The 22,403-nt window shown below is 54.8% G+C and carries 17 protein-coding genes and 1 riboswitch; of the genes, 12 read left to right on the plus strand and 5 right to left on the minus strand.

Annotated features, from left to right (window positions below; translation table 11 throughout):
- Window positions 1-13 precede the first annotated feature (13 nt).
- Window positions 14-910: a LysR family transcriptional regulator gene (locus tag C5523_RS23025; protein WP_039078469.1), complete on the minus strand. Its 897-nt coding sequence runs from the start codon at window positions 908-910 to the stop codon at window positions 14-16.
- 228 nt (window positions 911-1,138) lie between these two features.
- Here C5523_RS23025 and C5523_RS23030 point away from each other — a divergent pair, with 228 nt between their 5' ends.
- Window positions 1,139-2,449, plus strand: a complete 1,311-nt coding sequence (locus C5523_RS23030) for an MFS transporter (RefSeq protein WP_039078346.1) — start codon at window positions 1,139-1,141, stop codon at window positions 2,447-2,449.
- 54 nt (window positions 2,450-2,503) lie between these two features.
- Here C5523_RS23030 and C5523_RS23035 read toward each other — a convergent pair whose 3' ends face one another.
- Entirely contained in the window at window positions 2,504-3,682 is a 1,179-nt protein-coding gene (locus tag C5523_RS23035; protein ID WP_039078345.1) for a sugar efflux transporter, read from the minus strand.
- 100 nt (window positions 3,683-3,782) lie between these two features.
- On the minus strand, window positions 3,783-3,935 hold the full coding sequence (gene sgrT, locus C5523_RS23040; protein ID WP_072039723.1) for a glucose uptake inhibitor SgrT: 153 nt from the start codon (window positions 3,933-3,935) through the stop codon (window positions 3,783-3,785).
- 87 nt (window positions 3,936-4,022) lie between these two features.
- On the opposite strand from sgrT, the gene sgrR reads away from it, so the two are divergent.
- The 4 genes from sgrR (at window position 4,023) to thiQ (ending at window position 9,136) form a co-directional block, all read left to right on the plus strand.
- Window positions 4,023-5,678 (plus strand): HTH-type transcriptional regulator SgrR, encoded by a 1,656-nt coding sequence (gene sgrR / locus C5523_RS23045; RefSeq protein WP_079497261.1) that lies wholly within the window; start codon window positions 4,023-4,025, stop codon window positions 5,676-5,678.
- Between the two features lie 76 nt (window positions 5,679-5,754).
- Window positions 5,755-5,855, plus strand: a riboswitch (TPP riboswitch).
- A gap of 32 nt (window positions 5,856-5,887) precedes the next feature.
- Window positions 5,888-6,871 (plus strand): thiamine ABC transporter substrate binding subunit, encoded by a 984-nt coding sequence (gene thiB / locus C5523_RS23050; protein WP_039078343.1) that lies wholly within the window; start codon window positions 5,888-5,890, stop codon window positions 6,869-6,871.
- On the plus strand, window positions 6,847-8,457 hold the full coding sequence (gene thiP / locus C5523_RS23055; RefSeq protein ID WP_108702045.1) for a thiamine/thiamine pyrophosphate ABC transporter permease ThiP: 1,611 nt from the start codon (window positions 6,847-6,849) through the stop codon (window positions 8,455-8,457). The genes thiB and thiP overlap by 25 nt, the downstream gene beginning before the upstream one ends.
- Window positions 8,441-9,136 (plus strand): thiamine ABC transporter ATP-binding protein ThiQ, encoded by a 696-nt coding sequence (gene thiQ / locus C5523_RS23060; RefSeq protein ID WP_039078341.1) that lies wholly within the window; start codon window positions 8,441-8,443, stop codon window positions 9,134-9,136. The genes thiP and thiQ overlap by 17 nt, the downstream gene beginning before the upstream one ends.
- On the opposite strand, the gene C5523_RS23065 is transcribed toward thiQ, so the two are convergent.
- Window positions 9,129-9,893: a DedA family protein gene (locus C5523_RS23065; protein WP_079497263.1), complete on the minus strand. Its 765-nt coding sequence runs from the start codon at window positions 9,891-9,893 to the stop codon at window positions 9,129-9,131. The genes thiQ and C5523_RS23065 overlap by 8 nt on opposite strands.
- 127 nt (window positions 9,894-10,020) lie before the next feature.
- Window positions 10,021-10,866 (minus strand): arabinose operon transcriptional regulator AraC, encoded by an 846-nt coding sequence (gene araC / locus C5523_RS23070; RefSeq protein ID WP_039078339.1) that lies wholly within the window; start codon window positions 10,864-10,866, stop codon window positions 10,021-10,023.
- 335 nt (window positions 10,867-11,201) lie between these two features.
- Between araC and araB the strand changes: the two genes are divergently transcribed.
- The 7 genes from araB (at window position 11,202) to rluA (ending at window position 22,256) form a co-directional block, all read left to right on the plus strand.
- The gene (gene araB / locus C5523_RS23075) at window positions 11,202-12,896 is read left to right on the plus strand and encodes a ribulokinase (protein WP_039078338.1); all 1,695 of its coding nucleotides are present in this window, start codon (window positions 11,202-11,204) and stop codon (window positions 12,894-12,896) included.
- Between the two features lie 10 nt (window positions 12,897-12,906).
- A complete protein-coding gene (gene araA / locus C5523_RS23080) occupies window positions 12,907-14,409 on the plus strand; it encodes an L-arabinose isomerase (protein ID WP_039078337.1) in 1,503 nt (500 codons plus the stop codon).
- A 51-nt stretch (window positions 14,410-14,460) separates the two neighbouring features.
- Window positions 14,461-15,156, plus strand: coding sequence for an L-ribulose-5-phosphate 4-epimerase (gene araD, locus C5523_RS23085; RefSeq protein WP_039078336.1), 696 nt, complete (start codon window positions 14,461-14,463; stop codon window positions 15,154-15,156).
- A 145-nt stretch (window positions 15,157-15,301) separates the two neighbouring features.
- Window positions 15,302-15,934, plus strand: a complete 633-nt coding sequence (locus C5523_RS23090; protein WP_039078335.1) for a YdcF family protein — start codon at window positions 15,302-15,304, stop codon at window positions 15,932-15,934.
- 101 nt (window positions 15,935-16,035) lie between these two features.
- Entirely contained in the window at window positions 16,036-18,393 is a 2,358-nt protein-coding gene (gene polB / locus C5523_RS23095) for a DNA polymerase II (protein WP_108702046.1), read from the plus strand.
- 285 nt (window positions 18,394-18,678) lie between these two features.
- A complete protein-coding gene (gene rapA / locus C5523_RS23100) occupies window positions 18,679-21,585 on the plus strand; it encodes an RNA polymerase-associated protein RapA (protein WP_071193632.1) in 2,907 nt (968 codons plus the stop codon).
- 11 nt (window positions 21,586-21,596) lie between these two features.
- On the plus strand, window positions 21,597-22,256 hold the full coding sequence (gene rluA / locus C5523_RS23105) for a bifunctional tRNA pseudouridine(32) synthase/23S rRNA pseudouridine(746) synthase RluA (protein ID WP_039078332.1): 660 nt from the start codon (window positions 21,597-21,599) through the stop codon (window positions 22,254-22,256).
- Window positions 22,257-22,403: the final 147 nt, after the last annotated feature.

Here is a 22,403-nt window from a genome sequence, read left to right on the forward strand (position 1 = left end):
CTCCGGGTTCTTGTTAGCGCTTTTGCTGGCTGTCATCAATAATAAAGTTTCTAAAGGATTGAATCGCTGGTGAAAGCACGCGATCTTTCATAGTCGCCAGGTAGATATAACGCGGCGGGATCTTATTTTTAATCGCCAGAATATGGACGTTATAATACGAGAGTGCAGAAATTCTTGGCATGATCGCAATACCGTAATCAATACTGACCAGCCCCGCCATCGCCGTATCCTCATCAACATAACAGGCGATATCAGGCACCAGTTTTTGCTGCATAAAGACGTTATCAATAAACGGCCGTAAGCCGCTGTTCTCCGAAAAGTAGATATACGGGTAATGGATTGTCTCCACAAGATCCACTTCATTTTGATACAAGCGCGCCAGTGGATGATCCTTCGCGGTGACGACGACCAATTCCTGTTGAATAATAGGGATAAAATCAATATCCGGTTCATCCGGGATATATGAGCAAATCGTTAAGTCGCTCTTGCCAGCTTTCAACTCCTGCAATAAAGTCAGAGACGTCCCCTGAGTAAAGGAGAAGGTCACGTTATGTCGTGCAGGAAGTGTAGAATATTTGTGAATTAGCTGCGGTACAACATATTCACCCATTGTATATATAAAGGCAATGCGAATATTCTCCTTATTTTCCAGGCCACTTTTCTGCAAAGTCATGCGGCCATTTTCCAGCGACGTTAGCGCATCTTCGACATAGGGAAGAAAGCGTTTTCCGTTTTGCGTAATTTCGACATTCCGACCTTTTCTGGCAAACAAGGATACACCAAGCTCCTTCTCTAACTCAGAGATAGCGTGGCTTAGGGAGGGTTGAGTGATGAAGAGACTGGAAGCCGCCTCCGTGTAGTGCTCCGTTTCCGATAAACGCTTAAAATAATAAAGTTGCTTTAGGTTCATTATTTTTGACCGTATAATATAAAATTGATATTGCATTGAATATAGCACAGCACAGGTCGTCCCCTGTGGGTAAAACATGAATTCTTGGGCAATATCAAATATTCATATGATGCGGTGAATAATATGTTAAGCGTTAGTTTATAGCGTGAAAATAAAGAGCGGAAAGATAAAGTATTTCTGCATATTAAGGAATATGCAAAAATATTTTAAATATTAAAGGAAACTACTATGAGGACAAGTATCAGCCAGGAAAGTGCTGTGCCTTTAGCAGGCCAACAAAAGCGAACCAAAGCGCGAATTGTAATTTTATTGTTATTATCTATCGGTACGATGATCAATTATCTGGATCGTACCATATTAGGTATTGTCGCTCCGGCACTCAGCAATGAGATCCATATCGATCCCGCCATGATGGGTATCGTGTTCTCAGCCTTTGCATGGACCTACGCGCTGGCGCAAATCCCCGGAGGAATGTTTTTAGATCGCTTCGGAAACAAAATAACCTACGCCCTTTCTATCTTTTTCTGGTCAGCTTTCACCTTACTGCAAAGTTTTTCAGTGGGCTTAAAATCTCTACTGCTATTTCGTTTAGGCCTTGGGATCAGTGAAGCTCCCTGTTTCCCGGTTAACAGTCGCGTCGTAGGAACATGGTTTCCACAGCATGAACGCGCCCGGGCAACGGCAACATATACCGTTGGGGAATATATTGGCCTGGCCGCTTTCTCGCCGATTTTATTTTTAATCCTTGAACACCACGGCTGGAGAACATTATTTTTCATCACCGGCGCACTCGGCATCGCCTTTACGTTTGTATGGTGGAAATTTTATAAAGAGCCCCACGAATCAACAACGGCAAATAAAGAAGAGCTGGAATACATTGGGGTTGGTAATAAAGAAAAAGGCAGTGAAAACATTCCTTTTAACTGGCCGGATGCCAAAAAACTGCTGTGCTGCCGACAGGTCATTGGCGCCAGTTTAGGGCAATTCGCAGGTAACACCACGCTGGTGTTCTTTCTGACATGGTTTCCCACATATCTTGCCCACGAGCGGCATCTCCCGTGGCTGCACGTCGGTTTTTTTGCGACCTGGCCGTTTCTCTCGGCGGCGGTAGGCATCATTTTTGGCGGATGGATTTCAGATAAATTATTGAAGAAAACCGCATCGGTAAATATCAGCAGGAAGCTGCCGATCATCTCCGGCCTGCTGCTCTCAAGTTGTATTATCACAGCGAACTGGGTATCGAATAACACGCTGGTGATTGTGATTATGTCGATTGCCTTTTTCGGCCAGGGCATGGTCGGACTAGGCTGGACGTTAATTTCCGACATTGCGCCGAAAAATATGGCGGGGCTGACAGGTGGGATCTTTAACTTCTGCGCTAATATGGCGTCCATTATTACGCCGCTGATCATAGGGTTTATTATTTCCGGGACCGGGAATTTCTTCTACGCGCTTATCTATATTGGCCTGACGGCGCTGATTGGCGTTGTCGCTTATATTTTTATCATTGGCGATATCAAACGCATTGTACTGAAATAACCCACCGCTTAACCCACCGCTCCCGGCAACCGTCAGCCGGGAGCGTTTTTCGCCTCAGACGTCTTTGACCCGGCTGGTCAGAAAAAGCGTCACCAGCGAAAGCACCGCTATCACCCAGTACACCTTCGCATGGCCGAAGCTTTGTGCCAGCGCGCCCTGTATCACCCCGGCGAGGATCACCCCCGTAGAGATACTGTTAGTGAACAGCGTCGTTGCGGACCCGGCGCGGCCTGGCATCAGATCCTGAAACCATAGCATGCCTATACCGGCAATAATCCCAATAAAGATAGCGTTAAAGAGCTGCAGACCAAGCAGAGCTTCACGGCTATGGAACATGATAAGCCCCACATAGAAGACCACGCCCGCCGCCACTGCGCTGACCATCATCCTGCGTTTACCAAAGCGCTTAACGTAGTAACCTGCCAGGATCATTGCCGGGATCTCAAGCCCCGCGGCCGTTCCCATTAACACGCCCGCCAGACTGTCCGGTAACCCCAGCTCGCTGCTGATCCACAGCGGCATATCAATGATGTACATCGTGTTGCAGGTCCACATCATCGTCGAGGCGATAAACAACATACGGACGTTCTTATTGCCCCAGCCACTGACTTCCGTGACGGCAATATCCGCAGGCTGTTCAATTCGCTTCACGGAGGGCAACCAGAGCGCCACCAGTACCAGGCTGATTACGAAGATACCGGCGGCAATCGAGTACATGGCGGTAAAGCCATAGTTGAGTGCCAGCATGAAGGCCATCGGCGGGCCAATAACCCATGCCACCGAAATTTGCGCACGCATGATCGAGCTGAACATCACCACTTCACGCGCCGAACTGTCCGCGTATTCCCGCGCCAGCGCGAAAAGCTGCGGCATAGCAGTACTGGCCAGCGACGCCAGCATCACACCACAGGTGATTAAGGTCAGATAATGTCGATTGAAGGCAAACAGAAGGGCGTTACCCACCGCCATCAGACAGCAAAACATAATCAGTTTTTTGCGATCGCCCTGTTGGTCAGAGCGTTTTGCCAGCCCGAGGCTGACCAGGATCCCGGCAATGGCGTTAACGGTATAAAACAGTCCAACCCAAAACGGTTGCGCCCCCACCTCGCGACTCAGAAACAGGCTCAGCGTTGGGGCCTGCAAAGCGCCAGCAACACCAATCATAAACGCGACGATCATAAAAGCGATGAAGACCCCATTCAGGCGACGTCCCATCGTGACTAACCAGAGCATAAAGATCCCTTGCATGCGAAAGAAACGAAAAAAGCCAGCAGATAATAACTGCTGGCGTGGTGATTAGCACCAATACTCAGTCACACATGATGGACGCGTTTCAGGGTTTCGAGACCGGGATTGTCACTTCCCACTGCATTAATTCTTCGAGCATTTTCAGCCGCTGATTCGTACTCAAACGAAAGAGCCGGGACGCATTCTGCGTAGCACGAAAATACGCTAAGTAAAATTGCTGTGTAGACGATCTCTTCATAACCACCTCCTCGCTTCATCACGGAAGATTATTGGCTTAATATAGGGATTAATAAATTGCTGACTTTTCATCAGGAGTTCCCCTTTTATGCCATCAGGTCGCCTGCAACAACAGTTCATTCGTCTGTGGCAATGTTGCGACGGGAAATCTCAGGAGACAACGCTCAATGAGTTGGCCGATCTGCTGAGCTGTTCCCGTCGCCATATGCGGACCCTGCTCAATACCATGCAAGAGCGCGGCTGGCTGACGTGGGAGGCTGAAGCCGGTCGCGGCAAGCGTTCGCGCCTGACTTTTCTTTATACCGGCCTCGCTTTACAGCAACAGCGGGCAGAGGATTTGCTGGAGCAGGATCGTATCGAGCAACTGGTTCAACTGGTGGGTGATAAGAGCGCCGTCCGCCAGATGCTGATCTCGCATTTGGGCCGCAGCTTCCGCCAGGGGCGGCATATTCTGCGGGTTTTGTACTACCGTCCGCTGCGTAACCTGCTGCCCGGCACCGCCCTGCGGCGCTCTGAAACTCACATGGCGCGGCAAATTTTTAGCGCTCTGACTCGCATAAATGAGGAAAATGGGGAACTGGAAGCCGATATCGCGCATCACTGGAAAGCGATCACGCCACTCCACTGGCGTTTTTATTTGCGCCCCGGCATCCATTTTCACCATGGCCGTGAACTCGAAATGCGCGATGTTATTGCGTCCCTCGAACGGGTTTGCACGCTGCCGCTCTACTCGCATATCACCCAGGTTATCTCCCCGACGCCCTGGACGCTGGATATTCATCTTTCACAACCGGACAACTGGCTGCCCTGGCTGATGGGGCATGTACCCGCCATGATCCTGCCGCAGGAGTGGAACTCGATGGCCAACTTCGCCAGCCATCCGGTCGGCACCGGGCCTTACGCTGTCACCCGCAATAACAATAACCAACTGAAAATCCATGCGTTTGATGATTACTTCGGGTATCGCGCGCTTATTGATGAAGTCAATGTCTGGGTACTGCCGGAAATTGGTGATGAACCGAACGGCGGCCTGACTATCGACGGGCCAACCGACGGTGAAAAAGCGGTCGAAAGCCGCCTTGAAGAGGGCTGTTATTATTTGCTCTTCGACGCACGCTCGCACCGGGGAGCAAACCAGGGGGTTCGCGACTGGATAAGCCAGGTGCTCTCCCCTACCCGGCTGCTCTATCACGCCGAAGAACATTATCAGCAGTATTGGTTCCCGGCGTACGGACTGCTGCCGCGCTGGCACCATGCGCGACCAGGCAGTGGTGAAAAACCGGCGGGGCTGGAATCGCTCACGCTGACCTTCTACCGCGATCACAACGAGCATAAAGCCATTGCCAACACCATGAGCAAGCTACTGGCGCAACATGATGTACGCCTGGAGATACAAGAGGTGGATTATGAAGAGTGGCACCGTGGCGATATCGTCAGTGATATCTGGCTTAATAGCGCCAACTTCACGCTGCCGCTCGATTTTTCTCTCTTCACGCATTTGTATGAAGTTCCGCTGATTCAACACTGCGTTCCGCTGGACTGGCAGGCCGATGCTGAGCTTTGGCGCGCTGGTAAAATGAATCTGGCCGTCTGGTGCCAGCAGTTACTGGAAAGCAAAGCCATGGTACCGCTGATTCACCACTGGCTGCGGATTCAGGGCCAGCGCAGTATGCGCGGTCTGCGTATGAACACCCTTGGCTGGTTTGACTTTAAATCCGCATGGTTCGCTCCGCCGGACCCGTAATCACGGAGATTCCGGCTCTTCCTGCTGAATGATGAAGGGGCGCTTTCAGAAAACTTACAAAATCATTACAATGGCGCGGTGCTCAACGGGGTGCTGCGCCAAAAGCGTGTGCTGAGAAAATACCCGTCGAACCTGATCCGGATAACGCCGGCGAAGGGATTTGAGGCTATCGCTTAAATCCTCTTTGCCACCCATTTTTGAGGTGCAAAGTGCTTAAAAAAGTTCTGCCATTCCTGCTGCTTGCCGCAGCGCCTGCTTTCGCGAAACCGACCCTGACCGTTTACACCTACGACTCCTTCTCTGCGGAATGGGGACCGGGGCCTGCGGTAAAAAAAGCCTTCGAAGCCGACTGCAATTGCGAACTGAAATTTGTCGCGCTGGAAGATGGCGTATCGCTACTTAACCGCCTGCGCATGGAAGGTAAAAACAGCAAAGCGGACGTGGTGCTGGGGCTGGATAACAATTTGCTTGAAGCCGCCACGCAGACCAAACTGTTCGCCAAAAGCGGTATTTCACCCGACGCCGTTACCGTGCCTGGCGGCTGGAAAAACGACACTTTCGTTCCCTTCGATTATGGCTGGTTCGCGTTCGTTTATGACAAAAATAAACTGCAAAACCCGCCAAAGAGCCTGAAAGAACTGGTAGAAAGCTCGCAGAAATGGCGTGTGATTTATGAAGATCCGCGTACCAGCACGCCAGGTCTCGGCCTGCTGCTGTGGATGCAGAAAGTGTATGGCGATAAAGCCCCGGAAGCCTGGCAAAAACTGGCGGCCAAAACCGTGACGGTCACCAAAGGTTGGAGCGAAGCGTACGGTCTGTTCCTGAAAGGGGAAGGCGACCTGGTGCTGAGCTATACCACCTCTCCGGCCTATCACATTATTGAAGAGAAGAAAGACAACTACGCAGCCGCAGCATTTACCGAAGGCCACTATCTGCAAGTTGAAGTCGCAGCCCGAACCGCCGCCAGCAAGCAGCCGGAACTGGCAGAGAAGTTCCTGAAATTTATGGTCTCTCCGGCATTCCAGAATGCCATCCCGACCGGCAACTGGATGTACCCGGTCAGCAATGTCTCGCTGCCCGCCGCATTCGACACATTGGTGAAACCGCAGACCTCGCTGGAATATACCCCGCAAGACGTCGCAACCCAGCGCGGCGAATGGATTAACGCATGGCAACGCGCCGTCAGCCGCTAACCTTCGGCTGGCTGGTTCCCGGACTGGCCGCCGCCGCCCTGATGGTGGCGGTGGCCTTCTCCGCGTTTCTCGCGCTCTGGCAAAACGCGCCCGCGGCCGATCTGGCGGCACTCCTGCACGATAGTTATCTGTGGCACGTGGTGCGTTTCTCTTTCTGGCAGGCCTTTCTGTCGGCGCTGCTCTCCGTCGCACCGGCTATCTTTCTCGCCCGCGCGTTCTATCGGCGACGCTTCCCTGGCCGTCTTGCCCTGCTGCGTCTGTGCGCCATGACGCTGATCCTCCCGGTGCTGGTTGGGGTATTTGGTATTCTGAGTGTTTATGGCCGCCAGGGCTGGCTTGCCTCGGCGTTTCGCGCAGCAGGTCTGGAGTGGACATTTTCACCGTACGGATTGCCCGGCATTCTGCTGGCGCACGTCTTTTTTAACCTGCCGATGGCGGCCCGTCTGCTGCTCCAGACGCTGGAGCAGATCCCCGGCGAGCAGCGACAACTGGCCGCGCAGTTGGGTATGCGCGGCTGGTCTTTCTTCCGCTATGTCGAGTGGCCCTGGCTACGCCGCCAGATCCCGCCTGTCGCCGCCCTGATTTTCATGCTCTGCTTTGCAAGCTTTGCCACTGTGCTGTCGCTGGGCGGCGGCCCGCAAGCAACGACGATTGAACTGGCTATCTATCAGGCGTTGAGTTACGACTTCGACCCAGGCCGCGCAGCGCTGCTGGCGTTAATCCAGATGATCTGCTGCCTGGGGCTGGTTCTGCTTAGCCAGCGCCTTAGCAAAGCCATTTCCGTGGGCAGCCATCAGATTCTGGGCTGGCGCAACCCGGAAGATCGCTTTTTCAGCCGTATCGCCGACTACACGCTCATCGCACTGGCGCTTCTTCTTCTGTTGCCCCCCCTGCTGGCGGTCATTATCGATGGCCTGAACCTCAGCCTTCTTCATGTGCTTGCTCAGCCCGTGCTCTGGCAGGCAATCTGGACCTCTGTGCGCATTGCCCTGGGAGCGGGGTTGCTGTGTGTGACGTTAACCATGATGCTGCTCTGGAGCAGCCGTGAGCTACGCGCCCGCCAGCATCAACTGGCCGGACAAGCGCTGGAGATGAGCGGCATGCTGATTCTGGCGATGCCTGGTATTGTGCTGGCGACCGGCTTTTTCCTGCTGCTCAATAACAGCATCGGCCTGCCCTCGTCCGCCGATGGCATCGTGATTTTCACCAATGCGTTGATGGCTATTCCCTATGCCCTGAAAGTACTGGAGAACCCCATGCGGGATGTGACGGCACGCTACAGCCTGCTCTGTCAGTCTCTGGGGATTGAAGGTTTCAACCGGCTAAAGGTCATCGAACTGCGTGCCCTTAGAGCACCGCTGACGCAGGCGCTGGCCTTTGCCTGCGTGTTGTCGATTGGTGATTTTGGCGTTGTGGCGTTGTTTGGCAATGACGATTTCCGTACGTTGCCCTTCTATCTTTATCAGCAAATTGGCGCCTATCGCACGCAGGATGGTGCGGTTACCGCGCTGATTTTGCTGCTACTGTGCTTTTTACTGTTCACCCTTATCGAAAAACTTCCGGGCCGCCATGCTAAGACTGACTGATGTAACCTGGCTGTATCAGCATTTACCCATGCGTTTTACGCTGTCGATCCAACAGGGCGAACAGGTCGCCGTGCTTGGGCCTAGTGGGGCCGGGAAAAGTACGCTGCTCAATTTAATCGCCGGTTTTCTCTCCCCGGCCAGCGGCGTCATTATGATTGAGAATAGCGATCATACGCGCACGCCACCTTCGCGGCGCCCGGTGTCGATGCTATTTCAGGAGAACAACCTCTTTACCCATCTCACGGTGCGGCAAAATATTGGTCTGGGGCTGAACCCTGGACTAAAATTGTCTTCTGCGCAAAATACAAAACTTGAGGCCATTGCCAGCACTATGGGGCTGGATACGTTGCTTGGCCGCATGCCGGATCAGCTTTCTGGCGGCCAGCGGCAGCGTGTGGCACTGGCCCGTTGTCTGGTGCGTGAACAACCCGTGCTCTTGCTGGATGAACCCTTCTCCGCGCTCGATCCGGCCCTGCGCCAGGAGATGCTTGCACTGGTAAAAGAGGTTTGTCATCGCCAGCAGTTAACGCTGTTGATGGTGTCGCACAATGTAGAAGATGCCGCCCGTATCGCGTCGCGCGCGCTGGTGATTGCCGATGGTCGTATCGCCTGGGACGGGCAAACAGACGAACTGCTCAGCGGCAACGCGCCTGTCTCCTCGCTGCTTGGGATCAGGTAACCACTTTTTGCAAAATAGACAGGTAGATGGGCATTAAAGGGTGGCGAACCAGAATTGTTACCGCAAACACGGCCCCCACCGTCAGCAGCGGCGCCAGCCAGAACAATCGGCGACGCGGCAGATATACCGTTAAACGATCCAGTCCGGCTTTACCACTACGCCACAGGCGCCAGCACATCCAGAACGCCAGCCAGAGCAGCACCGCTGCCAGCAGCAGCAGCCATTTAAAGTTACCGCTCTGCTCCCCCGCCGGGATATCAATCGCCGCTCCCGCCAGGATGCCAGGCAAGAAATAGAAAGGCGGCCACAGCAGGCAGCCAAGGATGTTAGGCGGGATAAACTTCGTGACCGGCAGATCAAGCATGCCCGCGACCATCGGCACAACCGGACGCGTCGGCCCCACAAACCGCCCAACCAGAATGGTGAACATGCTGTGCTGATGCAGCGCATGCTCGGTTTTATTCAACAGCGCTTTGTTCTTGCGAATGAATGACCAGCGGTGCAGCGGTTTTTTGAAACGCCAGCCGAGCCAGAATGAGATCCAGTCCCCCAGCAGACAGCCCACAATCCCTGCCATCCAGGCGTGCCAGAAATTCACTTCACCGCTGCCAATCAGCGCCCCGAGTGCCGCCATCATCACGGTGCCGGGTAGGATAAGCCCCACCAGCGCCAGCGACTCCAGAAAAGCCACGAGCGCAATCGCAATCAGCGTATAGGCCGTAGATTGGGTAACAAAGTGTTCCAGCAGTGCTTGCATATGTTTTCCGGTCAAAAAATGAAGCTGGAATTCTCCAGGCGCATACCCTGAGGGTCAAGCTTCAATTATCTGAATATTTTGCCGGTTATGACAGGTTGCCGGGCCACTCCTTGCCTATCTTTACGCTCTATTCACATCCTGCACGAAATTCACTGGGGCTGGCGCCGGTACATTTTTTAAAAACGCGTGAGAAATAGAGCTGATCTTCAAAGCCGACATTGCGCCCCACGCTGGCGATTGGCATACGCGTAGTGCTCAACAGCAGCTTCGCCTGACTGATACGCTGATCCTCGCGCCAGCTCAGCACGCTTACCCCCAATTGCTGACGGAACAGGTGCGAGAGACGGGACGGCGACAGACACACATGCTGCGCGACGCTGGCGATATCAAAATGGTTGTCCGCCAGATGATCGCTGATGTACTGGCAGGCGTCGCGAACGCGGTTATCGAGCGGCGGATGCAGTGATTCATTGATGGCATCCATACGGCGCAATAACAGTTGTTCGAGCAGATTTATCGCCAGCAATTCTGCGTAACGCCCTCCGCTCTGCCCGGCATCGATAATCTGCCCAAAGAGTTCGCTAAACTGCGCCAGCCAGGGCTCTTCCGGGCGAAAGAAACCAGTCTGCGCGAAAATGGTCGGCCAGCTTAGCCACTCATGCCAGTAGGCGCGCGGACGGAAGTAGACCCACTGGTGATACCACTCTTTGGCATCCGGGTGGCGGCCATAGTGATGAATTTCTCCCGGCGGGAACAAAATCATGTCACCGGGGCGGCAAACGTACTGTTTCCCGTGGTTATTAATGACCCCCTCACCGCGAATGGTGAAATTGAGAATGTATCCCTTCATTCCCAGCGGACGATCGATAAAAAAATCGAGATAGCCCTCGGACTCGATAGGGGTCAACCCCGCCACCAGATGGGCGTTAAACGAGTAACCAGGCAACAGAGGATCATTTTGTGACTCAGCCATAAACTCGATACTCCGGGCATCATGAAGGAAACCAATTGTCCATATTGATACGCTTTTCATTAATCAGGCGTTTTGACCAGGCACAAGGAAAACGCCGCCACTTTTAACCCCGCCAGATAAAAGCAATTACGCCATTTTTATGACGCAAAGGGGACAAAAAGGGTCAACCAAAGTGTCTATAAAGGCGATTAAAATGTCCACATAGAATTTTTGCACACGGTCACACTTTGCACTCCCATAGCATTTTCGTCCATAAGATTAGCGAATCCTGCCTGACGCTTTTTCCCGCCGATCACTATGTTTCTCCATAAGGTTATTCTTCATGGAGCAACACGATGGCAATCACAATTGGCCTCGATTTTGGCAGCGACTCCGTTCGCGCACTGGCGGTGGACTGTACCTCTGGGGCAGAAATCGCCACCAGCGTGGAGTGGTATCCTCGCTGGCAAGAAGGGCGTTACTGCGACGCGGCACATAATCAATTTCGCCACCATCCCCGGGACTATATCGAGTCGATGGAAATGGCGCTTAAAAGCGTGCTGGCAGAACTGACGCCTGAACAGCGTGCCCAGGTCAAAGGCATTGGCGTGGACAGCACCGGTTCAACGCCTGCTCCTGTCGACGCAGAAGGCCGGGTTCTGGCACTGCGTCCGGAATTTGCAGACAACCCCAATGCGATGTTTGTGTTGTGGAAAGATCATACGGCGGTCGAAGAAGCCGAAGCGATCACCGCCCTGTGCCACGCAACGGGTAAAGTCGACTATTCACGCTACATCGGCGGGATTTATTCCAGCGAATGGTTCTGGGCAAAAATCCTGCACGTGACCCGCGCCGACAGCAACGTCGCTCAGGCTGCCGCATCGTGGATTGAACTGTGCGACTGGGTGCCTGCCCTGCTCTCCGGCACTACCCGTCCGCAGGATATCCGCCGTGGTCGCTGCAGCGCCGGGCATAAATCCCTGTGGCATGAAAGCTGGGGTGGTTTACCCCCCGCCAGCTTCTTCGATGAACTGGATCCAATCCTCAACAAACACCTGCCCTGCCCGCTCTTTACCGACACTTATACCGCCGATATCCCGGTTGGCACGCTGACGGCGGAATGGGCGCAACGCCTTGGTTTACCGGAAACGGTGGTTATTTCCGGTGGCGCGTTCGACTGCCATATGGGGGCAGTAGGCGCAGGCGCACAGCCCAACACGCTGGTCAAAGTCATTGGTACGTCGACTTGCGACATTCTTATCGCTGATAAGCCGAGCGTCGGCGACCGTGCCGTGAAAGGCATCTGTGGTCAGGTGGATGGCAGCGTGGTACCCGATTTTATTGGTCTGGAAGCAGGTCAATCGGCGTTCGGCGATATCTACGCCTGGTTTGGCCGCATCCTCGGCTGGCCGCTGGAGCAACTGGCGCTGCAACATCCTGAACTGAAGACGCAAATTAAAGCCAGCCAGAAACAACTGCTGCCAGCCCTGACAGAGGCCTGGGCGCAAAACCCATCGCTGGAACACCTGCCGGTTGTCCTCGACTGGTTCAACGGCCGCCGTACGCCGAACGCGAACCAGCGCCTGAAAGGGGTGATCACCGACCTGAATCTTGCAACCGATGCCCCGGCGCTCTTTGGCGGGCTGATTGCCGCTACTGCCTTTGGCGCACGCGCCATTATGGAATGTTTCACCGAGCAAGGTATCGCTGTGGACAACGTCATGGCGCTGGGGGGTATCGCCCGTAAAAACCGCGTCATCATGCAGGCCTGCTGCGATGTGCTTAATCGCCCGCTGCAAATTGTCGCCTCGGATCAGTGCTGTGCACTCGGTGCGGCTATTTTTGCCGCCGTCGCCGCAGGGGTTCACACCGATATTCCTGCTGCACAGCAGCAAATGGCCAGCCAGATCGAAAACACGCTGCAACCCGCACCTGCGCAGGCTCAACGCTTTGAACAACTCTACCGCCGCTACCAGCAATGGGCGAAAAGCGCCGAGCTTCACTATCTCCCTGTAGCTGCGCCAGCAACGCAGGCAGCGCTCACTCACTAAGGACACAATAATGACGATTTTTGATAATTATGAAGTTTGGTTTGTGATTGGCAGCCAACACCTTTACGGACCCGAAGCCCTGCGTCAGGTGACGCAGCATGGCGAGCAAGTGGTTAACGCGCTGAACGCTGAGGCCAAACTGCCCTGCAAACTGGTTCTTAAACCGCTCGGCACCTCGCCGGATGAGATAACGAATATCTGCCGTGACGCCAACTATGACGACAAATGCGCCGGTATGGTGGTGTGGCTGCATACCTTCTCACCGGCAAAAATGTGGATTAACGGCCTGACAATCCTCAACAAACCGCTTCTGCAATTCCACACTCAGTTTAACGCTGCCCTGCCGTGGGACAGCATCGACATGGACTTTATGAACCTGAACCAGACCGCGCACGGCGGCCGTGAGTTCGGCTTTATCGGTGCACGCATGCGCCAACAGCATGCGGTGGTAACCGGCCACTGGCAGGACAAAAAAGCGCACCAGCGTATTGGTGCCTGGATGCGCCAGGCCGTGTCCAAACAGGATACCCGTCATCTGAAAGTGTGCCGTTTCGGCGACAACATGCGTGAAGTGGCGGTAACCGACGGCGATAAAGTAGCCGCACAAATCAAGTTCGGTTTCTCCGTCAACACCTGGGGTGTGGGCGATCTGGTTCAAGTAGTGAACAGCATCAGTGAAGGTGATGTTAACGCGCTGGTCGACGAGTATGAAAGCAGCTACCGCCTGACCGCAGCCGCACAGGTGAACGGCGACAAGCGTCAGAATGTGATTGATGCCGCACGCATTGAGCTGGGTATGAAACGCTTCCTGGAACAGGGGGGCTTCCACGCCTTTACCACCACATTCGAAGATTTACACGGCCTGAAACAGCTTCCGGGCCTGGCGGTTCAACGCCTGATGCAGCAGGGCTACGGCTTTGCGGGCGAAGGCGACTGGAAAACTGCCGCTCTGCTTCGCATCATGAAGGTGATGTCGACCGGTCTGCAGGGCGGCACCTCCTTTATGGAGGACTACACCTATCACTTCGAAGAGAACAACGATCTGGCACTCGGCTCGCACATGCTGGAAGTGTGCCCGTCTATCGCGCTGGATGAGAAACCGATCCTGGATGTTCAATACCTCGGCATTGGCGGTAAAGCCGATCCGGCACGCCTGATCTTCTCTACCAAAACCGGCCCGGCCATTAACGCCAGCCTGATCGATCTGGGGGATCGCTTCCGCCTGCTGGTGAACTGCGTTGATGCCGTTAAAACGCCGCACGATCTGCCGAAACTGCCGGTTGCGAACGCATTGTGGAAAGCACAACCGGATCTACAGACCGCCTCCGAAGCCTGGATTCTGGCGGGCGGCGCGCACCATACCGTGTTCAGCCACGCCCTGAACCTTGATGACATGCGCCAGTTCGCTGAGCTACACGGTATCGAAATTGTGACTATCGATAACGAAACCCGCCTGCCTGCCTTTAAAGACGCTTTGCGCTGGAACGAAGTGTATTACGGCTCCAAACGTTAACAGGGGAACATTAGGCCTGCTCCGGCAGGCCGCTTTTTCCTGGAGGAAAGCATGTTAGAAGCATTGAAACAGCAAGTGCTGGAAGCCAATCTGGCGCTGCCAAAACACAACCTGGTGACCCTCACCTGGGGCAATGTCAGCGCCGTTGACCGCGAACGTGGCGTACTGATAATTAAACCGTCCGGCGTTGATTACAGCGTCATGACCGCCGGGGATATGGTGGTGGTCAGTCTCGAAACCGGGGAAGTAGTGGAAGGGAAAAAGAAACCCTCTTCCGACACCCCAACGCATCGCCTGCTCTATCAGGCGTTCCCGACCATTGGCGGCATTGTGCATACCCATTCGCGCCACGCTACCATCTGGGCACAGTCCGGCCAGGCCATTCCGGCGACCGGAACAACCCATGCAGACTATTTCTACGGCACCATTCCCTGTACGCGCAAAATGACGGATACCGAAATTAACGGTGAATACGAGTGGGAAACCGGCAATGTGATCGTTGAAACCTTCAGAAAGCAGGGTATCGATCCGGCGCAAATGCCCGGCGTACTGGTGCACTCACATGGGCCGTTCGCCTGGGGGAAAAACGCCGACGACGCGGTGCACAACGCCATTGTGCTGGAGGAAGTGGCCTATATGGGCATTTTCTGCCGTCAGCTCGCGCCAGAGCTCCCGGCTATGCAACAGACACTGCTGGACAAACACTATCTGCGCAAACACGGCGCAAAAGCCTATTACGGGCAGTAAGTTTTACCCTCTCCCGACCCGTAGCCTGGCTATGGGTCGGTCATTTTTAACTTCCTAATTTTCCGCCTCATATCCAGCATGTCGTTGCCATTTCACGGCAAACTGGCAATGCTATGCGATACGGCAACCGGCGGGAGAAAAGCCAGTGAAAATAAAGGGAGCAGGAAAATGGATACTGCTGGGGCTCGTCACGGCGGCGTTCGTGATCATTTATAACGCCATCGCGATTTACCGCTTTAGCCAACAGGACCAGACACGCAAGGCAGATTGCGCGATTGTTGCCGGAGCCGGTATCAATAAAAAATCCCCCAGCCCGGTTTTTACCGCCAGATTAGACCACGCGATTTGGTTATATCAGGAAGGCAAGGTGAACTCGCTGATCCTGACAGGCGGTCTCAGTAATGGCGCAACCGAGTCCGATGCCGCCATCGCCCGAAATTATCTCTTAAATCGGGGTGTCCCTGAGTCGGTCATTTTTATCGACGAGCAATCTACCGTTACCCGTGAAAATATCCATAACGCCAAAATAATCATGACACGCCAGAATATGCAGACAGCGCTGCTGGTCAGCGATCCTTTGCATATGCTGCGCATGCGGCTTATCGCACACGATAACGATATTATGAGCTGGTCCTCGCCCACCACCACAAGCCGATATCGTTCCTGGCAAACGCAACTGCCTTTTCTGCTCAGGGAATCGTTCTACTACACCGGTTATCGCATACTGCGATATCTCCCGCGTATTCCGATACAAAAAGTCGACCGCCAGCCCGGCTGAGTGCAGCGGCGGGCGGGCATCCGCACACCTGTACAAAAAATCAGTATCTCCGGGCAAACCAGGCTATAATCTCGCCGATAATGAGGCGATGAGAGAATGGTGTGACGCAAGCGCAAGAAGGCTTTTTACTGACCCGACACTGGCGGGACACGCCACAGGGAACCGAGGTGGAATTCTGGCTGGCGACGGATAACGGGCCGCTACAGGTCTTTTTGCCGCCACAAGAATCGGTTGCGTTTATCCCCAGTGCGCAAGTCAGCCAGGCACAGCGTTTACTCGCCGGAGAAAACCAGTACCGCCTCACGCCACTGCAACTTAAGGATTTCCACCGCCAGCCCGTTCACGGGCTATATTGTCGGGCGCACCGCCAGTTGATGCGCTATGAAAAACTGCTGCGCGACGGTGGCGTCACGGTTTATGAAGCCGACATCCGCCCGCCAGAACGCTTTTTGATGGAGCGCTTTATTACCGCGCCGGTATGGGTGGATGGCGAGCCGCGCGGCGAGCAACTGACCAACGCGCGCCTGAAACCCAATCCGCATTACCGCCCGCCCCTCAAATGGGTCTCGCTGGATATCGAAACCACCCGAAACGGCGAACTTTACTGTATCGGGCTGGAGGGGAGCGGCCAGCGCACGGTCTATATGCTCGGTCCGGAAAACGGTGATGCCAGCGGGCTGGATTTCACTCTTGAGTATGTCGCCAGTCGTCCGCAACTTTTGGAAAAGCTCAACGCCTGGTTTGCGCAGCACGATCCCGACGTGATTATCGGTTGGAACGTCGTGCAGTTCGACCTGCGCGTGCTGCAAAAAAGCGCGGAACGTTATCGCCTGCCTTTATTGCTCGGGCGCGGCAATCAACCGCTCGAATGGCGCGAGCACGGGTTTAAAAACGGCGTCTTCTTCGCCCAGGCAACTGGTAGGGTGATTATCGACGGGATTGAAGCGCTTAAATCCGCTTTCTGGAATTTTTCCTCTTTTTCGCTGGAAACGGTATCGCAAGAGTTACTGGGTGAAGGCAAAGCGATCGATAACCCATGGGATCGCATGGACGAAATCGATCGCCGTTTCGCCGAAAACAAGCCCGCCCTTGCCACCTATAACCTGAAAGATTGTGAACTGGTTACGCGCATCTTCCACAAAACGGACATCATGCCGTTCTTGCTGGAACGCGCTACGGTGAACGGCCTGGCGATTGACAGACATGGCGGTTCGGTGGCGGCGTTTAGCCATCTCTATTTTCCACGAATGCACCGCGCGGGGTATGTCGCGCCAAACCTTGGTGATGTGCCACCGCAGCCCAGTCCCGGCGGCTATGTGATGGACTCACGCCCAGGCCTGTACGATTCCGTGCTGGTGCTGGACTACAAAAGCCTGTATCCCTCGATCATCCGCACCTTCTTGATCGATCCGGTCGGTCTGGTGGAAGGGATGGCGCATCCGGATCCTGAACACAGCACAGGCGGTTTTCTGGGCGCACGCTTTTCCCGGCAGACCCATTGCCTGCCCGGGATCGTCGGTCAAATCTGGCATGGCCGCGATGAAGCCAAACGAGTGGGAAACAAACCGCTGTCGCAGGCGCTTAAGATCATCATGAATGCGTTTTACGGCGTGCTGGGTACCAGCGCCTGCCGTTTTTTCGATCCGCGTCTTGCTTCATCGATCACCATGCGCGGCCACGAGATCATGCGGCAGACCAAAGCGCTGATTGAGTCTCAGGGCTATGACGTCATTTACGGCGATACGGATTCCACCTTTGTCTGGCTAAAAAAAGCACATAACGAGGCCGATGCGGCACGTATTGGTCACGAACTGGTGGCCTATGTGAACAACTGGTGGGAGGCACATCTGTCCGCTGAGCACTTGACCAGTGCACTGGAACTGGAATTCGAAACCCACTTTTGCCGTTTTTTGATGCCAACCATTCGCGGCACAGAACAGGGAAGTAAAAAGCGCTACGCCGGATTGATACAAGAAGGTGAAGAACAACGGATGGTGTTCAAAGGGCTGGAGACCGTACGAACCGACTGGACGCCGCTGGCGCAGCAATTTCAAAAGACACTTTATTTGCGTATCTTTCGCAATGAGCCCTATCAGGATTATGTGCGCGAAACAATCGATAAGCTGATGGCAGGTGAACTGGATGCGCTGCTGGTCTACCGCAAGCGCCTGCGCCGCCCGCTGGCCGATTACGAGCGTAACGTGCCGCCTCATGTTCGCGCAGCACGACTCGCCGATGAACAGAACCTGAAACGCGGCCGCCCGCCCCAGTATCAAAATCGGGGCACCATCAAATATGTCTGGACGACACAGGGTCCGGAACCGGTGGATTATCAGCAATCGCCCCTGGATTACGACCACTATCTGACCAAACAACTTCAGCCGGTCGCTGATGGAATACTGCCCTTCACCGACGATGATTTTGCTACACTACTGACAGGGCAACTGGGACTGTTTTGACTTCGTATCCGGCTGGCGCAGTAACAGAGGGCCAGCCTTCGAGCCTCTGGATTGCGGGTTGCTTCACGGCCATTGTTGAGCTGGTTTTCGGTGTAAAGCGAACAAGGTGATCAACGTGCCAACAACGCGGTGACTTGCAAAACAACGGGCATAACGAGAGTGACGAAAGCATTGCCATCCAGTACCATAGCGCCCTTTCTATTCCTGGCCCCAAACTTAGCCGTCCGCCTGATTCTCAGGCGGTGACGAACTATTGCCTGCAATTTGAGATATAGAGTTCAATTTATGCCCTTTACACTTGGTCAACGCTGGATAAGCGACACGGAAAGCGAACTCGGACTGGGTACAGTCGTAGCGATGGATGCGCGAACCGTTACTCTGCTTTTTCCCGCGACGGGAGAAAATCGTCTGTATGCACGCAGCGATTCCCCCGTTACACGCGTCATGTTTAATCCTGGCGATACGGTAACCAGCCACGAAGGCTGGCAGCTGACTGTTGAAGACGTAAAAGAAGAAAACGGCCTGCTCGCCTATACCGGTACGCGCCTGGATACGCAGGAAACCAACGTCATGCTGCGCGAGGTCTTTCTCGACAGCAAACTGGTCTTTAGCAAACCGCAAGACCGCCTGTTCGCCGGGCAAATCGACCGTATGGACCGTTTCGCGCTGCGTTATCGCGCGCGTAAATATCAAAGTGAACAGTACCGTATGCCGTGGAGCGGGCTGCGCGGCCAGCGTACCAGCCTGATCCCTCATCAGTTGCATATCGCCCACGATGTTGGCCGTCGCCATGCGCCACGTGTGCTGCTGGCGGACGAAGTTGGCTTAGGTAAAACCATTGAAGCCGGGATGATCCTCCACCAGCAGTTGTTGTCCGGCGCCGCGGAACGTGTGCTGATCATCGTGCCGGAAACGCTGCAGCACCAGTGGCTGGTCGAAATGCTGCGTCGCTTCAACCTGCGCTTTGCGCTGTTTGATGACGAACGCTATGCCGAAGCGCAGCACGATGCCGACAACCCATTTGAAACGGAACAACTGGTGATTTGCTCACTGGACTTCGTGCGCCGTAATAAACAGCGCCTGGAGCACCTGTGTGACGCCGAATGGGATTTAATGGTGGTGGATGAAGCTCATCACCTGGTGTGGAGCGAAGAGGCTCCAAGCCGTGAATACCAGGCCATTGAACAGCTTGCTGAGCGCGTGCCGGGCATTTTGCTGCTTACCGCGACACCGGAGCAACTCGGCCTTGAGAGCCACTTTGCGCGCCTGCGCTTGTTGGATCCAAACCGTTTCCACGATTTCGCTCAGTTCGTTGATGAACAACAGAACTATCGCCCGGTTGCTGATGCGGTTGCCTTGTTACTGGCAGGCAAACGCCTGAATGATACCGAGCTCAATACGCTTAGCGACCTGATTGGCGAACAGGACATCGAGCCGCTGCTGCAGGCCGCCAACAGTGACCGTGACGACGCTGAGGCAGCGCGTCAGGAGCTGATTTCGATGCTAATGGACCGCCACGGCACCAGCCGCGTACTGTTCCGTAACACCCGTAACGGCGTGAAAGGCTTCCCGAAACGCGAACTGCACACCATCAAGCTGCCGCTACCGACCCAGTATCAGACGGCAATTAAAGTCTCCGGCATCATGGGCGCGCGTAAAAGTGCTGAAGACCGCGCCCGCGATATGCTCTACCCGGAACAGATCTATCAGGAATTCGAAGGCGACAGCGGTACCTGGTGGAACTTCGATCCGCGCGTCGAATGGCTGATGGGCTATCTGACCAGCCATCGTTCACAGAAGGTTCTGGTGATCTGCGCCAAAGCGGCCACCGCGCTGCAACTGGAGCAGGTCTTGCGCGAGCGTGAAGGTATCCGTGCCGCAGTGTTCCATGAAGGCATGTCGATAGTAGAACGTGACCGCGCGGCGGCCTGGTTTAGCGAAGAAGACAGCGGCGCGCAGGTATTGCTGTGCTCTGAAATCGGTTCCGAAGGACGTAACTTCCAGTTTGCCAGCCATCTGGTGATGTTCGATCTGCCGTTCAACCCGGATCTGCTCGAACAGCGTATCGGTCGTCTGGATCGTATCGGCCAGGCGCATGATATTCAGATTCACGTGCCTTATCTGGAAAAAACGGCGCAATCCGTGCTGGTGCGTTGGTACCACGAAGGTCTGGACGCGTTCGAACACACCTGCCCGACAGGGCGGACGATTTACGACAAGGTCCACACCGATCTGATTAATTACCTTGCATCGCCGGAAAATACCGACGGTTTTGATGACCTTATCAAGGCCTGCCGCGAGCAGCATGACGCGCTGAAAGCGCAGCTTGAGCAAGGTCGGGACCGTCTGCTGGAAATTCACTCCAACGGCGGTGAAAAAGCGCTGGCTCTGGCAGAAAGCATTGAAGAGCAGGACGATGATACCGGGCTTATCAATTTCGCCATGAACCTATTCGATATCGTCGGTATCAACCAGGACGATCGCGGCGAGAACATGATTGTGCTGACGCCATCCGACCATATGCTGGTACCGGATTTTCCGGGCCTGCCGGAAGATGGCTGCACCATCACCTTTGAGCGTGAGGTGGCACTGTCCCGCGAAGATGCGCAGTTTATTACCTGGGAACATCCGCTGATTCGCAACGGGCTGGATCTGATCCTCTCTGGCGATACCGGTAGCAGCACCATTTCATTGTTGAAAAATAAGGCGCTGCCTGTCGGTACACTGCTGCTGGAACTGATTTATGTCGTTGAGGCACAGGCGCCGAAACAACTGCAGCTTAACCGCTTCCTGCCGCCGACGCCGATTCGTCTGCTGGTGGATAAAAACGGCACTAACCTTGCGACACAAGTCGAGTTCGAGAGTTTCAACCGTCAGCTCAGCGCGGTTAACCGCCACACCGGCAGTAAGCTGGTGAACGCCGTACAGCAGGATGTACACACCATTCTGCAAAAAGGTGAAGCGCAGGTCGAAAAAGCCGCGCAGGCATTGATCGACGCCGCGAAGCGAGAAGCGGATGAAAAACTGTCAGCGGAGCTGTCGCGCCTCGAAGCCCTCAAAGCCGTTAACCCGAATATTCGTGATGACGAGCTGAGCGCTATTGAGAGCAACCGCCTGCAGGTGCTGGAAAGCCTTTCTCAGGCAGGCTGGCGTCTTGACGCGCTGCGTCTTATCGTTGTGACGCATCAGTAACGGAGCAGGCTATGGTAATGGAGTCCTACAATCCGCCTCAGGATCCCTGGCTGACCATCCTCTATCAGGATGAGCACATTATGGTGGTCAACAAGCCGAGCGGCCTGTTGTCTGTGCCAGGGCGTCTTGAAGAGCATAAAGACAGCGTGATGACGCGCATTCAGCGCGATTTCCCGCAGGCGGAATCCGTGCATCGTCTGGACATGGCGACCAGCGGCGTGATTGTGGTGGCTCTGACCAAAGCGGCGGAGCGCGAGCTCAAGCGCCAGTTCCGCGAGCGCGAACCGAAAAAGCAGTATGTGGCGCGCGTTTGGGGACACCTGGAGCACGAAGAGGGGCTTGTCGATCTGCCTCTGATTTGCGACTGGCCGAATCGTCCGAAGCAGAAAGTCTGCTACGAGACCGGTAAACCCGCGCAGACCGGGTATGAAGTGCTGGAATTCGCCGCCGACAATACCACGCGCGTGCGGCTTAAGCCGATTACCGGTCGCTCGCACCAATTGCGTGTGCATATGCTGGCGTTGGGGCATCCGATTCTGGGCGACAGGTTTTACGCGACGCCAGAGGCTCTTGCTCTGGCGCCACGCCTGTTGCTGCATGCGGAAACGTTGACGATAACCCACCCGGCGTATGGCAACAGCATGACGTTCAGGGCGCCGGTGGATTTTTGACTTAACGCGGCTTACGGTCCCGGATGGCGGCTGCGCCTTATCCGGGTTACCGTCAAAACCAGCAGGTAGCCCGGGCGAGGCGTTTTACGCCGACTCCCCGGGGTTACCAGGCCATCGACGGCGGGCGTCAGCGGCGCAGGCAGATTA

The sequence above is a fragment of the Phytobacter sp. SCO41 genome (assembly GCF_003073275.1).
GTDB classification, from domain to species: Bacteria; Pseudomonadota; Gammaproteobacteria; order Enterobacterales; family Enterobacteriaceae; genus Phytobacter; species Phytobacter diazotrophicus.